At 71.7% G+C, this 15998-nt stretch carries 13 protein-coding genes; 5 read left to right on the top strand and 8 right to left on the bottom strand.

The features are described from left to right. Nucleotides 1-43: 43 nt before the first annotated feature. Nucleotides 44-775 (bottom strand): class I SAM-dependent methyltransferase, encoded by a 732-nt coding sequence (locus ABZU43_RS15485; RefSeq protein ID WP_355007175.1) that lies wholly within the window; start codon nucleotides 773-775, stop codon nucleotides 44-46. Between the two features lie 334 nt (nucleotides 776-1109). Between ABZU43_RS15485 and ABZU43_RS15480 the strand changes: the two genes are divergently transcribed. Both ABZU43_RS15480 and ABZU43_RS15475 read left to right on the top strand, forming a co-directional pair. Next, complete coding sequence (locus ABZU43_RS15480; RefSeq protein WP_355007174.1) at nucleotides 1110-1754, top strand: hypothetical protein; 645 nt, start codon at nucleotides 1110-1112, stop codon at nucleotides 1752-1754. A gap of 261 nt (nucleotides 1755-2015) precedes the next feature. Continuing rightward, the gene (locus ABZU43_RS15475; protein ID WP_355007173.1) at nucleotides 2016-2918 is read left to right on the top strand and encodes a hypothetical protein; all 903 of its coding nucleotides are present in this window, start codon (nucleotides 2016-2018) and stop codon (nucleotides 2916-2918) included. A 130-nt stretch (nucleotides 2919-3048) separates the two neighbouring features. On the opposite strand, the gene ABZU43_RS15470 is transcribed toward ABZU43_RS15475, so the two are convergent. From ABZU43_RS15470 to ABZU43_RS15450, 5 genes are read right to left on the bottom strand one after another with little or no spacing between them, the layout of a single operon-like run. Beyond that, nucleotides 3049-3996 (bottom strand): iron-siderophore ABC transporter substrate-binding protein, encoded by a 948-nt coding sequence (locus tag ABZU43_RS15470; RefSeq protein WP_355007172.1) that lies wholly within the window; start codon nucleotides 3994-3996, stop codon nucleotides 3049-3051. Further along, entirely contained in the window at nucleotides 3996-4919 is a 924-nt protein-coding gene (locus tag ABZU43_RS15465; protein ID WP_355007171.1) for an ABC transporter ATP-binding protein, read from the bottom strand. The genes ABZU43_RS15470 and ABZU43_RS15465 overlap by 1 nt, the downstream gene beginning before the upstream one ends. A gap of 19 nt (nucleotides 4920-4938) precedes the next feature. Then, nucleotides 4939-6054: an iron ABC transporter permease gene (locus tag ABZU43_RS15460; RefSeq protein WP_355007170.1), complete on the bottom strand. Its 1116-nt coding sequence runs from the start codon at nucleotides 6052-6054 to the stop codon at nucleotides 4939-4941. Next, nucleotides 6051-7091 carry an iron ABC transporter permease gene (locus ABZU43_RS15455; RefSeq protein WP_355007169.1) on the bottom strand — a complete coding sequence of 347 codons (1041 nt, stop codon included), beginning with the start codon at nucleotides 7089-7091 and terminating at the stop codon, nucleotides 6051-6053. Before ABZU43_RS15455 ends, ABZU43_RS15460 begins: the two co-directional genes overlap by 4 nt. 60 nt (nucleotides 7092-7151) lie before the next feature. Next, on the bottom strand, nucleotides 7152-9131 hold the full coding sequence (locus ABZU43_RS15450) for a multicopper oxidase domain-containing protein (protein ID WP_355007168.1): 1980 nt from the start codon (nucleotides 9129-9131) through the stop codon (nucleotides 7152-7154). 118 nt (nucleotides 9132-9249) lie between these two features. Here ABZU43_RS15450 and ABZU43_RS15445 point away from each other — a divergent pair, with 118 nt between their 5' ends. Next, nucleotides 9250-9609 (top strand): YciI family protein, encoded by a 360-nt coding sequence (locus tag ABZU43_RS15445; RefSeq protein ID WP_091402189.1) that lies wholly within the window; start codon nucleotides 9250-9252, stop codon nucleotides 9607-9609. A gap of 11 nt (nucleotides 9610-9620) precedes the next feature. Here ABZU43_RS15445 and ABZU43_RS15440 read toward each other — a convergent pair whose 3' ends face one another. Further along, entirely contained in the window at nucleotides 9621-10013 is a 393-nt protein-coding gene (locus tag ABZU43_RS15440) for a cytidine deaminase (RefSeq protein WP_355007167.1), read from the bottom strand. A gap of 143 nt (nucleotides 10014-10156) precedes the next feature. Here ABZU43_RS15440 and hrpA point away from each other — a divergent pair, with 143 nt between their 5' ends. Next, nucleotides 10157-14221, top strand: coding sequence for an ATP-dependent RNA helicase HrpA (hrpA, locus tag ABZU43_RS15435; protein WP_355007166.1), 4065 nt, complete (start codon nucleotides 10157-10159; stop codon nucleotides 14219-14221). 76 nt (nucleotides 14222-14297) lie between these two features. On the opposite strand, the gene ABZU43_RS15430 is transcribed toward hrpA, so the two are convergent. Then, nucleotides 14298-15230, bottom strand: a complete 933-nt coding sequence (locus ABZU43_RS15430; protein WP_355007165.1) for a LysR family transcriptional regulator — start codon at nucleotides 15228-15230, stop codon at nucleotides 14298-14300. A gap of 83 nt (nucleotides 15231-15313) precedes the next feature. Here ABZU43_RS15430 and ABZU43_RS15425 point away from each other — a divergent pair, with 83 nt between their 5' ends. Then, a complete protein-coding gene (locus tag ABZU43_RS15425) occupies nucleotides 15314-15997 on the top strand; it encodes a succinate dehydrogenase cytochrome b subunit (protein ID WP_355007164.1) in 684 nt (227 codons plus the stop codon). The last annotated feature ends 1 nt before the right edge of the window (nucleotide 15998 follow it).

Raw genomic sequence — 15998 nt, 5'->3', positions numbered from 1 at the left:
CGCCGGACGGCAGGATCTTGGATTGGCCGCTGAGGACGGCGTTCTATCGAAGAACGAGCAGGTCGAGCGCGTCGATGACGGGGCCGGATTCGGTTTGAGCGGCGAGGTGGAGTCGAGCCAGACCGGCGGCGTACTCGTTGTAGGTGATCAGCTGTAGGGGCGTGTGTGCTTCCCGGCGCATGGTGGCCGCGACGTCGCGAAGCGACGGGGCCGTGGTCTGCGGGACCTGTTCCAGTGAGATCGTCGTGAAGCCAGCGGCGGCGAAAGCCGCTTCGACGTCGTGCACGCTGGGGTAGGTGTTCAACACGCGGATGGCCTCGGGAAAGAAGCGGAACAGCGTGATTGCGTGGTGGCGGCCAGCGAAGGCGGAGCGGATCAGCACCGGCCCGCCGGGACGCAGCACGCGGCGCAGCTCACGTGCGGCAGCGGTCAGGTCCGGCACGTGGTGGATGACGGTGGACAGCCAGGCCGCGTCGACGCTTCCGGCCGCCAGCGGAACGTTGGCGGCGTCTCCGGCCAGGACCTGAGGGTGCAGGCAGCGGGCTCGCATGGCCTCGGCCGGCTCGACGGCGACAACGTCGATGCCGTCGTACCAGTCGGTGAAGGTCTGCGCCCACGCGCCGGTGCCCGCGCCGAGGTCGAGCAGGCGGGTGCCGGGCTGAGGGTTGAGGTGGCGGGTCACCGCTTCACGCCAGCCGGCGAGTGCCTGGTCGGACAAGTGACGGGTGGCCTCGAACGCTGCCGCGTCGTGGCTGTTGTAGGCGATGCGAGCCATGCCACTGACCCAACCGCTTCCGTGCCGGCTGCGGCAAGGATGGATGCTGTGATTCACAGACGGCAATTCGCCTGGGCGGATCACGACGCTGACAAGAGGGTCCGCCCGCCGTCCGGATGACTCGTGGCGCTCCGATCGGCTGTCATCGGCTGGGCGGCGATCGCTGCCACGCCGTTGGCCAACGTCCCGTGGACTGGTCACCTTCGGCTGGACCGGATACGGGCAAATCGCCTGGTTGGCAGGAGGCGGCGATGCCCTCAACTTTGCTGGGCAATGTCAGACCTGTCGATTAGAATGTATGTACTAATCAAGATCCTGACCTGGGAGGACGCCCGTGACCGCGCCCGCCTCCACGCCCCTCACCCCCTACGCGACACTGCTCGGTTTCACCCGCTACGTCGACCGCACCGGCCCCACCAAGGCGACCTTCGTGGGAGGGCTGCGCAAGCAGCGCGCCAGCCGGTCCGGCTTCAACCCGCACGGCCAGTTCGTCAAGGCACTCAAGGCCGACATCGCCTTCCACACCGGCGGCACCCACCTGGCCGGGGTGGCCGACATCGTCAAGCCACGATGGCGCCCGCTCTACCAGGCGCTCGTCCCCGGCGCCACGACCTGGCTGCGCTCCCTCGGCGAGCCGGCCGCCGTCGATCTCGCCCAGACCCGCGACGCCCTGGCCATGCTGGGCGACCTGCCCGTCAAGATCAACCCCCACTTCGGGGTACGCCACGCCGACGGCCGCGCCGAAGCGGTCCGCCTGCACTTCGACGAGGCCCCACCGAGTGAGGAATCGGTGCTCGCCACCCTGCACCTGATGGCCCGACACATGGACGCGGTGCTCCCGCACGCCGAGCCGGTCCTGGTCGACGTCCGCCGCGGCCTGGCCCACCGCATGCCCACCGACGCCAAGCCCGACCAGATCGAACGATGGCTCTCCGGCGAAGCCGCCGCCTTCCGCGCCATCTGGTCCACCGCCGCCTGATCCACCCCCGACCTCCACGTCCCACCCACGCACCCCACCCGCTCCCGCGACCCACGTCCGCCTGAGACCGACGCGCTCCGTGCGCCAGCCTGGCAAGATCGCGCTCGATCCAGGATGTAGTGGCCTCCGCTTCTCGGGAGGCCACTACATCCATGTTCGAGCGCGATCATGGGGATAACGACGCGCATCGGCGCTCGTCTGTTGACTGTGGTTATCCACAGGGGCAGCGTGACGCGAAGAGGTTCGGCCAATCTGAGCCCCATGCCGAAAGCTCCTCGTCGGCCGCCGCAGTTGCGGGGCCGGGTCTTCCGTGGCTCGACCGCCGTCTCGCGAGGCCTCCTGACCCGCAACGAGCTACGCAGCTCGGCGTGGCGACCGCTCTTCCGCGACGTCTACGCCGATGCCCAGATCGCAGTCACCCACACGATCAGATGCACCGCCGTCGGACGTTGGCTGGTCCCGCCCGGTGCGGCCATCGCAGGGCGCGCTGCGGCCGGCCTTTACGGATGCGCGAAGCCGAGCGCGAGCGAGCCGGTCGACGTCCTCGTTCCCACCGCCACCCGGATCGGCCCGACCGCCGGCATCCGAGTCCACCACGGAGAGATCGACTCCGGCGACACCGTGGACCGGGCCGGGGTCAGGGTGACCAGCCCAGCGCGTACCTGCTGGGACCTGGCCCGTTGGCTCGATGTGATCGAGGCGGTGGTCGTCATCGACGCCATGCTGGCCAACCGGCTGACGACCACGCCAGCCCTGCGCGAGTACGCGCTGAGCCGGGCCGGTCGACGCGGCTGGCGATCGCTGCTACGCGCGGTCGACCTGGCCGACGCGGGCGCGGAGTCCCCTCAGGAGTCCCGCACCCGGGTCGGGTTGGTGCTCGCCGGCCTGCCGAGGCCGGAGACGCAGTGGGTCGTGGCCGAGCAGGGCCGATTCGTGGCCCGTCTGGACCTGGCCTGGCCGCAGTTCAAGGTCGCGGTGGAGTACGACGGACTCTGGCACGACGATCCTGAGCAGTTCCACCGGGACCGCCAACGCCTCAACGGACTGCTCCGCGGCGACTGGATCGTGCTGCACCTGACCGCCAAGCGCCTCCGAGACGACTTTGACGGGTTCCCCGCCGAGGTCCGGGCCGCCCTACGGGCACGCTCGAACTCCCCCCGGTGACGATGATCGCCCTCGAACATGGATGTAGTGGCCTCCCTAGACGGGGAGGCCACTACATCCTGGATCGAGCACGATCATGAGCCAGCGCCCGCGAGCGCACGCCTCGCGCGGGTGTGCGGGTGCGCGGGGGTCAGGCGGCGGGGAGGTACTTGGTCAGGTCGTCGAGGATCTTGTTGGCGGCGCCGACGCCGATGCCGGTCATCCAGACCTCGTCGGAGACCGGGTACGCCTTGCCGGCCTTGACCGCGCCGAGGCCCTTCCACAGCGTCCCGCCGGAGACCTTGGTCTGCTCGGCGGCGGCCTTGTCGCCGTACGCGGTCACGAAGATGACGTCACCGTCGACCTCGTTGATCCGCTCGGGGCTGACCAGGTCGAAGCGCTTGTCCGCCTTGTTGGCGAGCAGCTGCCGCTCGGGGCGGCCCAGGCCGGTGTCGCCGATGACGATGCCGGAGAACGAGTCCGGCCCGTACACCCGGATGTTGCCGGGCAGGAAGCGCACGATGGAGACCTTGCGCGCGGCGGCGTCGCCGAGCGTCGCGCCGAAGTCCTTGGCCCGCTTCTCGTAGGTGGCGAGCAGATCCTTTGCCTGCTGCTCGCGGCCGAGCGCCCTGCCGTCGAGGAGGAGGTTGTCCTTCCAGGTGATGCCCACCTTGTCGGTGAACACGGTCGGCGCGATGGCGGCCAGCTCGTCGTAGAACTTCTCCTGGCGGAACTTGCTGCCGAGGATGAGGTCCGGCTTCAGCGCGTTGATCGCCTCCAGGTCGGGCTCGGTGAGCACCCCGACCTCCTTGATGCCGGCGAGCTTGTCCGCGCCGAAGTACGTGGGCCAGCTCTTCGCCTCACCGGCGGTGGCCGCGCCGACGGGCGTGATGCCCAGCGAGAGCGCCGTGTCGATCTTGTCGGTGTCGAGCACGACGACGCGCTTGGGCTCGGCCGGGACCTTGGTGGTGCCCATGGCGTGGGTGATCTCCCGGGTCTCCCCGGTGGTGGAGCCGGCGACCGGGTCGCTCTCACCGCAGGCGGTGAGGCCGGCGCCGAGGGCGACGGCCGCGGCGAGAGCTGCGACGAGACGACGCATCAGTGTCCTTTCGAGGGGTGCGAGCCGGCGAGCGGGTTGGCCGCGTCGCCGGTGGAGGGTCGGGCGTCCGGTACGGATGCCGTCGACGAATCGGGGTCCTTCGCGCCGGCGGACGCGTCGACCGGGTCACCCGGGACCAGAGCGTTGCCTCCGGTGTAGGCGGGCACCACCAGGGGTGCGCCCGTCACCGGGCAGGGCACGACCACGCAGGCCAGCCCGAAGACGTCGCGGACCAGGTCGGCGGTGAGGATCTCCCGGGGCGGGCCGGCGGCGACCACTGCGCCGGCGCGCATGGCGACCAGGTGGTCGGCGTAGCGGGCGGCCTGGTTCAGGTCGTGCAGCACGGCCACCACGGTGCGGCCACGCTCGGAGCGCAGCCGGTGCAGGAGATCCAGCACCTCCACCTGGTGCGCCAGGTCGAGGAATGTGGTCGGCTCGTCCAGCAGCAGGGCGTCGGTGTCCTGGGCCAGTGTCATGGCGATCCACACCCGTTGCCGCTGACCGCCGGAGAGGCTGTCCACCGGTCGGTCGGCCAGGTCGGTGATGTCGGCGAGGGCCATCGCCTGGTCCACCGCGGCACCGTCCTCCGACGACCACTGCCGCCACCACCGCTGGTAGGGCTGTCGGCCGCGCCCGACCAGGTCCGCCACAGTGACGCCCTCGGGCACCAGCGGGCTCTGCGGCAGGACGCCGAGGCGGCGGGCGACCTCCCGGGTCGACAGTTCGCGGATGGCGGTGCCGTCCAGCAGCACGGTGCCTCGGCGGGGGGTGAGCAGCCGGGCCATCGTGCGCAGCAGGGTGGACTTGCCGCACGCGTTGGGTCCGACGATCACGGTGAAGGCGTCGGTGGGCAGGTCGAGGTCGAGCCCGTCGAGCACGGTCCGATCGTCGTAGCCGGCGACCAGGTCGCGGGTGGAGAGCATCACACGACTCCTTGAGGCGTCACGACGACCGCCGCCGGCCGCGCAGCAGCAGGAAGATCAGGTACGGGCCGCCGATCGCGGCGGTCAGCACACCGGCGGGTAGCTGGGTGGGTGCGAACAGGCGCCGGCCGGCCAGGTCGGCCAGCACCAGCAGAAGGGCGCCGAGCAGCGCCGCGCAGACCAGCGGTGGTCGTTCGGCGCGTACCAGGCGACGGGCCACCTGCGGGGCGACCAGCGCAACGAAGTCGACGGCGCCGACCTGGGCGGTGACCATCGCGGCGACGACCACGCCGGTGCCGGCGAGGCCGACCCGGCGGGCCACCGGACGCAGCCCGACTCCCCGGGCGGTGTCGTCGTCCAGGGCGGTGCTGTTCAGCGCCCAGCCGGCCCAGGCCAGCACCGGCAGCAGCACCAGCAGTGTGCCGGCGATCCAGGCGGCCTCGGTCCAGCCCTTGCCGGCCAGGGTACCGATCAGCCAGATCTGGGCGCGCAGCCCGTCGATCGGGTCGGCGGTGAGCATGACCACCTCGGTGAGCGCCCGGAAGCCGAACGCGACAGCCACCCCGGCGAGCACGAAACGCTGCGCGGCCAGCCCGTGCCGGGCACCGAGGGCGAACAGCAGCACCGCCGCGAGCAGCCCGCCCACCAGCGCGGTGGGCGCCACCAGCACCGCGGCCATTCCGGTGGTCAGGGCCACTGTCGCGGCGAGGCCGGCGCCCTGGGTGATGCCGATGACGTCCGGGCTGGCGAGCGGGTTGCGGGCCACGCTCTGGATCAGCGTGCCGGCCACGCCGAAGGCGGCGCCGGCCACGGCCGCCAGCACGACCCGAGGCAGCCGCAGGTCAAAGACCACGAGGTCGTACGGGGTGCCGGCTCCGGAGAGGGCACGCAGCACGTCGGCCGGGGCGACGTACGGGGTGCCCAGCGAGAGACTGAGCACGACGGCCAGCAGGAGCAGCACGGTCAGCACGGCGGCCACCAGCACCGCGCGTCGGCGGATCAGCAGGCTGACCGGGCCGATCCGCAGCAGCGACCGCCCCGCAAGCCGGGCCTGCCCGGCCGGCTCGGCGAGCCCGACCGGGCTTGACGGGCGGGGCGGGTCGGTGGGGTCCGGGGGGCGCTGGGTGGTGGTCACGCTGTCACCACCCGGGCGCGGCGGACCAGCACGGCCAGCAGTGGCGCGCCGATCAGCGCGGTGACGATCCCGGCCGGGATTTCGCCGGGCGGAGCGACGAGCCGACCGGCGATGTCGGCGGCGAGCAGCAGCGCCGGGCCGAGCAGGGCGGAGACGGCGAGGGTCCAGCGGTGGTCGGCGCCGACCAGGGCGCGGGCCAGGTGCGGCACGGCCAGCCCGACGAACGCGACAGGTCCGGCGGCGGCCACCGCGGCACCGGTCAGCAGCACGGCGGCGAGGCCACCACCGAGGCGGACCAGGCCGATCCGGTGGCCGAGGCCACGGGCCACGTCGTCGCCGAGGGCCAGCGCGTCCAGGCCCCGCGCCACCAGGGCGGCGAGCACCAACCCGACGAGGACGAACGGCAGCACCTGCGCGGCGACCGACAGGTCCCGTCCGGCCAGCCCGCCGACCACCCAGAAGCGGTACTCCTCGAAGGTGCGGGCGTCGATGCTGAGCAGCGCGTACACCCCGGAGGCCAGGCTGGCGTCGAGCGCCGCGCCGACCAGCGCGAGGGTGACCGGGCTGGCGCCCTCGCGGGCGCGGGTGGCGATGGCGAAGACCAGCAGCCCGGCGATCAGGGCCCCGGCGATACCGAACCAGACGTACCCGGCGAGCGTGCCGACGCCGAAGACGGAGATCGCGAGCACCACCCCGAACGACGCGCCCGCGCTGATGCCGAGGATGCGCGGCTCCGCGAGGGGGTTGCGGGTGAGCGCCTGGAACAGCACCCCGGCCACGGCGAGCGCGAGCCCGACAGCGAGACCGAGCGCGGTCCGGGGCATCCGCAGCTCCCGGACGATGGTGCTGGCATCGCTGCCGTCCGGAGCGACGAGCGCGTGCCAGACCTGGTCGACGCCGAGTTGTCGGCTGCCGAGCGCGAAGCTGGCCAGCACGGTGAGCAGCAGCACCAGCGCGGCCCCGACGGTGACTGTCACCCGACGCCCGGTGCGGGTGCTGGCCCGACTACGGGTCGGCCGGCTGGCGAGGGCGGTCACGAATCTCCTGCACGATCGGGCTTAGGTTCGCCTAACCTTAGCCGACCTGCGAAAACGCGCCTAACCGGCGTCGGTCGATGCCGTAACCGGCACCTCCGGCACGCCCCGTGGCGACTCCGGCACGTCAGGCGAGCCGCCGTCCCCGGTCGCCGCGCCGCCGCGCGGCAGGACGTTGAGTGGCCGCATCATCTCGTTGTCCTCGTGCTCCAGCAGGTGGCAGTGCCAGGCGAAGCGACCCGGCAGGTCGAAGCGCGCCTTGATGCGGGTCACCTCCCACGGGTACGCGAGCACCGTGTCCAACCACCCCCGGTCCCCCGGGCCCGGCAGCGACCGCCCCGAGTGTCCCCGGCCGAGCAGCTCGAACTGGACCTGGTGCAGGTGGACCGGGTGCACGTGCCGGGTGAAGTTGCGCACCTCCCACACCTCGGTGTCGCCGAGCGACGGCTGCTCGGTCACCGGGTCGCTCCAGCGCAACGGCAGCCCTCGGCCGCGCTCGTCGAGGACGCCGAGCAGCATGATCATCGACCCGCCGGACATCCGCTCGTTGAGCGACAGTCGGCGTACCCGCTGGGCCTGGCCGAGGCGCGGGTGTGACGGCAGCCGTAACTGCTCCGGTGGCACGCTCGAATCCGCGCCGGCCGCCTCGGTGACCACGAAGCGCAGCACCTGCCCGGTGGTGTGCGGGTCGGCGGGGTCGAAGTCCACCCCGGGCCGACCGCCGCCGTACATCCCGTCCGGCCCCTCGTTGACCAGGTACAGCTCGGTGCCGGCCGGCACGTCGGTGAAGTCGACGATCGCGTCGACACGCTGGGCCGGGCCGAGGATCACCCGCTCGTGCGGCACCGGCTCGGGCAGGAGACCGCCGTCGCTGCCGATCTGCCAGACCGGCAGCACCGGCCGGGCCGGCCGCGCCGTGGCGTGGGCGGCAACGCTGAGCAGCAGGAACCGGCTGTTGCAGCCGTTGAGCAGCCGGAAACGGTAGCGCCGACGCTGGACCGTCAACGAGGGCCAGGTGCGGCCGTTGACGACGATCGTGGAGCCGGAGAACCCGGGCACCCAGGTCGGTGGCCCGTCGCCGCCGCCGGAGTACCTCGACGGATAGCGCAGCTCACCGTCGGCGGTGAAGCTGCGGTCCTGGATCATCAGCGGAATGTCGTGGTAGGAGGCGTTCGGCGGATCGTCGCGGGTCGGCGCCGGGCCGGGCAGCACTCCCTCCGGCAACTCGTCCCCACCACCGAGCAGGTAGAACCCGGCCGGCCCGGCGTAGACGTTCTCCCGGGTGAGCCCGAGCGCGTGATCGTGGTACCAGAGGGTGCACGACCGCTGGTCGTTCGCGTACTCGAAGGTGGCCGAGCCCGGCGCCCAGCGCAGGCCGGACCGCTCGGCGAACCGGGACCGGAACTCCCGGTACGCGCTGCCGGACACGGCGAAGTCGGGCGGCAGGTCACGGGCCACCGGCAGGTACCACGCCTCGGAGTGTCCGTCGCTCTCCTGCGTGCTGTGCCCGCCGTGCAGATGCACCACCTGGGGCACCGGGCCGCGATAGCCCCGCGGGCTGCCGTCCCACTGCCCGTGGTGGTCCCGGTGCTCGATGCCACCGGCCGGGTTCGCCCAGTGCAGGGTGGGGTCCACCGGCAGCAGGTGCGGCAGGTAGTCGCCCCGGTCGTCGACGAGTTGGTTGACCCAGGTCACCCGTACCGGGCGGCCGACCCGCGCCATGATGGTGGGCGCCGGGTAGCCGAAGCTGCCGGGGTGGGCGGTGGAGCCGTAACCCCACACCGTGGTGCGCGGCCAGGACGGCGGCAGGATCTGCTGGCGGAACTGTCGCACCGCGATCTCGTACGTGTCGCGCTCCGGATCGGTGACCACCGTCGGCATGGCCGGGGGGATCCGCAGCGGCGTGACGTACTTCGGGATGTCCCGGACGTCCAGCGGCGCGACCGCGGCGAGGGCCCGGCCCGAGGCCGCCCAGCCCGCTGGGATCAGCGCCGCCGCGCCGCCGGTGGCACCGGCCGCGAGCAGCCGACGTCTGGTGACCATGCCGCACCTCCCAGTCGCTTCGAACCTCGATATGAGAATGAGATTCGCGGACGACCACAGGGCGGACAGATGGCAGATGACACCCATAAGAGGGACATTCACGTCATAGGGTGTGGACATGCGATTCGACCAGCACACGGTCGTCCTGCTGACCCGACCGTCGGATCCGCCGGAGCTGCCGCAGGACGCGATCGACAGGTTGCGGGACGCCCACCTGGCCCACCAGGCGGGCCTCGTGCAGCAGGGCCTCGTCCTCGCGGCCGGGCCGTTCCTGCATCCCGACGACGAACAGCTGCGGGGCTTCGTGGTGCTGTCCATCGCCCCGGACGAGGCACGCGCGCTGTTCGCCAACGACCCCGCCGTGCGGGCCGGTCGCCTGGTCGCGCGGGTCACGTCGTGGCTGCTTCCGGAGGGCACCCTGCGGTTCGAGAGCGTGCCGGTGCCGCAGTCGATGCTGGAGGCGGCCTCCGGGGACTGACCCGGGCCCGGTCAGCCGGCCGAGCCGCTGCCGGCCTGCGCGGGCAACTCCCCGATCGGGACCACCCGCGGGGCGTCCAGCGGGCCGACGACCACCCGCAGGTCCGGGAAGTGGTCCCGCAGCACCTGCCGACACCGGTCACAGGGCGCGACGACCTCGCGGCCACGGTCGGCGACAGTGACCATCGTCTCCAGCGCGGTGACGCCCTGCGTGGCGGCCGTGCCGATCACGACGAGTTCGGCGCAGACCCCTCCGGTGGCGTGCTGCACGTTCACGCCGGTGAAGACCCGCCCGTCCGCGGTCCGGGCCGCCGACGCGACAGTGTGGTGCGGGCTGCGGCAGCGCAGCTTGGAGACCGCAGTGGCGGCCTGCACCAACGCGCGGTCGGTGTCGCGCATCTCCATCCGGCTCCCCCAGCGCTCGACGTCGGCCGCCAACTCTAGGGCCCGCTCGTGACCGTCAAGGGACCGGAGGTGGCCGTCGGAGAGCCGGCCGCTCGGTAACCCAGGGGCGCTGCGCCGCCGGGCTGCCTATCCTTGGGCACGACATGCAGAATCCAACCGCCTCCGTCGCGTCCGACCCCGTTCGCGAGCTGCACCGCCGCCTCACACCTCTGATGTTCCGCGACCAGCGCCGGCTCCAGCGGCGACTGGACGGTGCCCGCAAGCTGCGCGACCCGCAGCGTCGGGAGGCGGCGCTGACCGAGATCACCGCCGACCTGGTCCGGGCCGAGCAGCGGCTCGCCGCCCGGCAGGCGGCGGTGCCCGTGATCACGTACCCGGTGGGTCTGCCGGTCAGTGAGCGCAAGGACGACATCGCCGCTGCGATCCGCGATCACCAGGTGGTGATCGTGGCGGGCGAGACCGGCTCCGGCAAGACCACCCAGATTCCGAAGATCTGCCTGGAGTTGGGGCGCGGGGTGCACGGCCTGATCGGGCACACCCAGCCCCGGCGGTTGGCCGCCCGGACGGTGGCCGACCGGATCGCCGACGAGCTGGGCACCGAGTTGGGCGACGTGGTCGGCTACAAGGTGCGCTTCACCGACCAGGTCAGCGAGCGCAGCCTGGTGAAGCTGATGACAGACGGCATCCTGCTGGCCGAGTTGCAGACCGACCGGATGCTGCGCCAGTACGACACGCTGATCATCGACGAGGCACACGAGCGCAGCCTCAACATCGACTTCATCCTCGGGTACCTGCGGGAGCTGTTGCCCCGACGACCCGACCTCAAGGTGATCATCACCTCGGCGACCATCGAGACCGACCGGTTCGCCCGGCACTTCGCCGGGCCACCCACTGCCGACGAGCCCGACGGCGTGCCCGCCCCGGTGGTCGAGGTCTCGGGGCGTACCTACCCGGTGGAGGTGCGCTACCGGCCCCTCGTCGAGCTCGCCGAGGGCGAGGAGGACGGCGACGGCGACGAGGAGACCGTCCGCGACCAGATTCAGGCGATCGGCGATGCCGTCGAGGAGTTGGCCGCCGAGGGCCCCGGCGACATCCTGGTCTTCCTCAGCGGTGAGCGGGAGATCCGGGACACCGCCGACGCGCTGGGCAAGCTGGTGCAGACGAAGCGCTCGCTCCTCGGCACCGAGATCCTGCCGTTGTACGCGCGGCTGTCCAGCGCCGAGCAGCACCGGGTCTTCGCCGCGCACTCCTCACGCCGGGTGGTGCTCGCCACCAACGTCGCGGAGACCTCGCTGACAGTGCCCGGCATCAAGTACGTGGTGGACCCGGGCACCGCCCGCATCTCCCGCTACTCCAGTCGGCTCAAGGTGCAGCGGCTGCCGATCGAGCCGGTCTCCCAGGCGTCGGCCAACCAGCGCAAGGGCCGGTGCGGCCGTACCTCGGACGGCATCTGCATCCGCCTCTACGACGAGCAGGACTTCCTCTCCCGGCCCGAGTTCACCGACCCGGAGATCCTGCGGACCAATCTGGCGTCGGTCATCCTCCAGATGACCGCGATCGGGCTCGGCGACCTCGCCGCGTTCCCGTTCATCGACCCACCGGACAAGCGCAACATCACCGACGGCGTCAACCTGCTGCACGAGCTGGGCGCGTTGAACCCGACCGAGGCCGACCCGGAGAAGCGGCTCACCGCGCTCGGCCGGCGGCTGGCCCAGTTGCCTGTCGACCCGCGCCTGGCCCGGATGGTGGTCGAGGGCGAACGCAACGGCTGCGCCACCGAGGTGCTGGTGATCGCCGCGGCGCTCTCCATCCAGGACCCGCGGGAGCGGCCGGCGGAGAAGCAGGCCCAGGCGGACCAGGCGCACGCCCGGTTCGCCGACAAGGAGTCGGACTTCGTCGCGTACCTCAACCTGTGGCGCTACCTGCGTGAGCAGCAGCGGGAGCTGTCCTCCAGCGCCTTCCGCCGGATGTGCAAGGCGGAGTACCTGAACTACCTGCGCATCCGCGAGTGGCAGGACATCGTCAGCCAACTGCGCCAGGTGCTGCGTACCCCGTCCGACGGCGACCGGCGTGGTGGGCGGCCGGCGCGCGACAGCTCGGACGACGCGGACGCCGGCCGGGGCCGCCGGGGCGGCGCGGACCTGCCGGAGGAGATCGACACCCCGAAGGTGCACCAGTCGCTGCTGCCCGGCCTGTTGTCGCACATCGGCTTGAAGGACGCCCAGAAACACGAGTACCTGGGGGCGCGAGGCGCGAAGTTCGGGATCTTCCCCGGGTCGGCGTTGTTCAAGAAGCCGCCGCGCTGGGTGATGGCCGCGGAGTTGGTGGAAACCTCCCGGCTGTGGGGGCGCATCGCCGGCCGGGTCGAGCCGGAGTGGGTCGAGCCGCTGGCGCAACACCTGGTCAAGCGCAGCTACAGCGAACCGCACTGGGAGAAGAAGCAGGCCGCGGTGATGGCCTACGAGAAGGTCACCCTGTACGGCGTCCCGCTGGTCAGCTCCCGCAAGGTCAACTTTGGGCGGATCGACCCGACGCTGAGCCGGGAACTGTTCATCAGGCACGCCCTCGTCGAGGGCGACTGGCAGACCCACCACCAGTTCTGGGCGGACAACAAGCGGCTGCTCGCCGAGATCGAGGAGTTGGAGAGCCGGGCCCGACGCCGGGACATCCTGGTCGACGACGAGACCATCTTCGGCTTCTACGACCAGCGGATCCCGGCCGACGTGTCCTCCGGCCGGCACTTTGACAGCTGGTGGAAGAAGACCCGCCGCGAGCAACCCGACCTGCTCACCTTCACCCGCGACCTGCTGATCAACGACGGCCGACCGGGGGTGGACGAGGACGACTACCCGGACGAGTGGCAGGCCGACGGGGTGAGCCTGCCACTGACCTACCGGTTCGAGCCCGGGACGCCGGACGACGGCGTCACAGTGGACATCCCGCTGCCGCTGCTCAACCAGGTGCCGGCGGAGACCTTCGACTGGCAGGTGCCGGGGCTGCGCGAGGAGACGGTGATCGCGCTGATGCGGTCGCTGCCCAAGGCGATCCGCCGCAACTTCGTCCCGGTGCCGGACTACGCACGGGCGGCCCTGGCGGCGATCACTCCCGGCGAGGAGTCGCTGCTGGACGCGCTCACCCGGCAACTGCGCCGGATGACCGGAGTGACAGTGCCCCGCGACGCGTGGGAGCCGGGCAAGCTCCCGGCGCACCTGCGGGTGACGTTCCGGGTCCTCGGCGACGACGAGAAGCCGGTCGCCGAGGGCAAGGACCTGCCGGCCCTGCAACGCCAACTCCGCCAGGAGGTACGCCAGGTGGTGGCGGCCGCTGCGCCGGAGGTGGCCCGCACCGGGCTGCGCGAGTGGAGCATCGGCACACTGCCCCGGACCATCGAGCAGGTCCGCGCGGGTTACGCGGTCACCGCGTACCCGGCGCTGGTCGACGAGGGCGCCACGGTCGGGGTGAGGGTGTTCGACTCCCCCGCCGAGGCGGAGGCGGCGCACTGGGCCGGCACCCGCCGGCTGCTGCGGCTCACCGTGCCGTCCCCGGCGCGGTTCCTACAGGGGCGGCTGGACAACGAGGCCAAGCTGGCGTTGAGTCGCAACCCGCACGGCGGCGTGCAGGAGTTGATCGAGGACGCGGCGGGCGCCGCCATCGACCGGCTGATCGGTGTGGCCGGTGGGCCGGCGTGGGACGCCGACGGTTTCGCGGCCCTGCGCGAGAAGGTCCGCGCCGACCTGGTCGACACAGTGGTCGAGGTGATGGACCGGGTCCGCAAGGTCCTCGCCGCCGCGTACGCCGTCGAGCAGCGGCTCGGCGCGACCCGCAACCTCGCCGTGGTGGCGGCGCTGGCCGACATCCGCAACCAGCTCGCCGGGCTGGTGCACGCCGGTTTCATCACCGAGACCGGGTACGCGCGCCTGCCCGACCTGCTGCGCTACCTCACCGCCATCGAGCGTCGGCTGGAGCGGCTGGGCGGCAACCCGCAGCGGGACCGCCAGCAGCAGGACCGGATCGCTGTGGTGCAGAAGGAGTACGCCGACCTGCTCGCCAACCTGTCACCGGCCCGCCGCCAGGAGTCGGCCGTCCGGCAGATCCGGTGGATGATCGAGGAGTTGCGGGTGAACGTCTTCGCTCAGGCGCTGGGCACCCCGTACCCCGTCTCCGAGCAGCGGATCTACCGGGCGATGGACGACGCCGAGGGCCGCTGAGCCGGACCGCAGGGCCGCCGCCGACCTGGTCGCGGCGGCGGCCCCGTCCGGCTTCCTCGCGGCGGCGGTCCCCGGCTCAGGTCAGTGGCTCGACGCCGGGGGGCAGTTCGCCGAGGTTGATCGCCGACTGGATGTAGTCGAGCAGGATGCGCCGAAGCTCCCGACCGGCGTGGGTGGGTACGACGTCGCGCCGACGGGCCACCGCGATGGTCCTCCGCACCCCGGGCGGGGCGAGCGGGGTGATCCGCACGCCCGGTCGGCGGGCCAACACGATGCCGGGGACGAGAGCGATGCCGAGTCCCGCCTCGACGAAGCTGAGCACCGCGTCCATCTCGCCGCCGTCCACCGCGAAGGTGGGCTCGAAGCCCGCCTCCCGACACGCCTGGATGGTCGCGTCGCGCAGGTCGTACCCCTCCCGGAACATCACCATCGGCTGGTCCCGCAGGTCGGTGATCCGCAGCTCCCCGGTCAGCGACGCGGTCGCCACCTCCCCCACCGAGGCCACCACCAGGCTCTCGCGCAGGATCGGGTCGACCCGCAGCCCGGGGTCGGCCCCCTGCGCCGGCATGATGATGAGGGCCAGGTCGAGGTCACCGCGGAGCAGGTCGCGGACCAGGTCCTGGGAGCCACCCTCCTCGACCTTGAGGTCGACGGTGGGGTGCGCGTCGCGGAAGCGGCGCAGCACCGGCGGGGCGAGCGAGGTCGCCAGACTGGGGGTGGCCCCGAGCCGGACCCGGCCCCGGCGCAGCCCGACCAACTCCTGGACCTCCCGGGTCGCGGTCTCCACGTCGGCGAGGATCCGGGTGGCCAACGGCAGCAGCACCTCGCCGGCTGCGGTGAGGGTGATGTTGCCCCTTACCCGCTCGAACAGGGGTGCCCCGAGGTCGGCCTCCAGAGCGTGAATTTGCTTACTGAGAGAAGGCTGAGTGATGCCTACGAGGTCGGCCGCTTGGGTGAAATGTCGTACTTCGGCCACCGCGACGAAGTACCGGAGCTGATGGAGCTGCATCTACATAGCCTACGGCTATCAACACTGCGAGTTTGATGCATTGGACGACTGATCGAAGTGCTCCTAGCGTCGGTTGCGTGGTAATGACGAAAACTCGGTCGCCCATCCGCTCGAACGTCGGCCTCAAGGCCGTCATGGCGGTGACGGGCATCCTGCTGGCGCTGTTCCTCATCGCCCACATGCTCGGCAACCTGAAGGTGTTCACGGGGGAGACCTCGTTCGACCACTACGCGCACTGGCTGCGCGACATCGGCAAGCCACTGCTGCCCGGCGTCTGGTTCCTGTGGATCCTGCGCACCGTGCTGGTCGTGGCGGTCGTCGCCCACATCGTGGCCGCCACCGTGCTGGCCCGGCGCGCCCGCGCCGCCCGCCCGGTCAAGTACGCCCACCGCAAGAAGGTCAACGGCAGTTACGCGGCCCGCACGATGCGCTGGGGTGGAGTGATCATCCTGCTCTTCGTGATCTACCACCTGCTGGACCTGACCACCGGCACGCTGAACCCGGTCGGCAACGAGAGCAAGCCGTACGGCAACGTCGTCGCCGACTTCGCGCCCGAGCGCTGGTACGTCACGCTCTTCTACACCCTCGCCATCCTCGCGGTCGGCTTCCACCTGCGCCACGGCGCGTTCAGCGCGTTCCGCAGCCTCGGCCAGCAGACGCCACGCGGTGAGCGCAGGGCGCGTACCGCGGCTCTGGTCTTCGCCGTGCTGCTCTGCGCCGGGTACCTGGTGGTCCCGTTCGCCGTACTCACCGGATTGGTGTCCTGAC

It is taken from the genome of Micromonospora sp. NPDC005205, from assembly GCF_040608275.1.
GTDB lineage: Bacteria > Actinomycetota > Actinomycetes > Mycobacteriales > Micromonosporaceae > Micromonospora.
The sequence above is the reverse complement of the archived record's forward strand: the minus strand, read 5'-3'. Positions and strand labels throughout refer to the sequence as shown.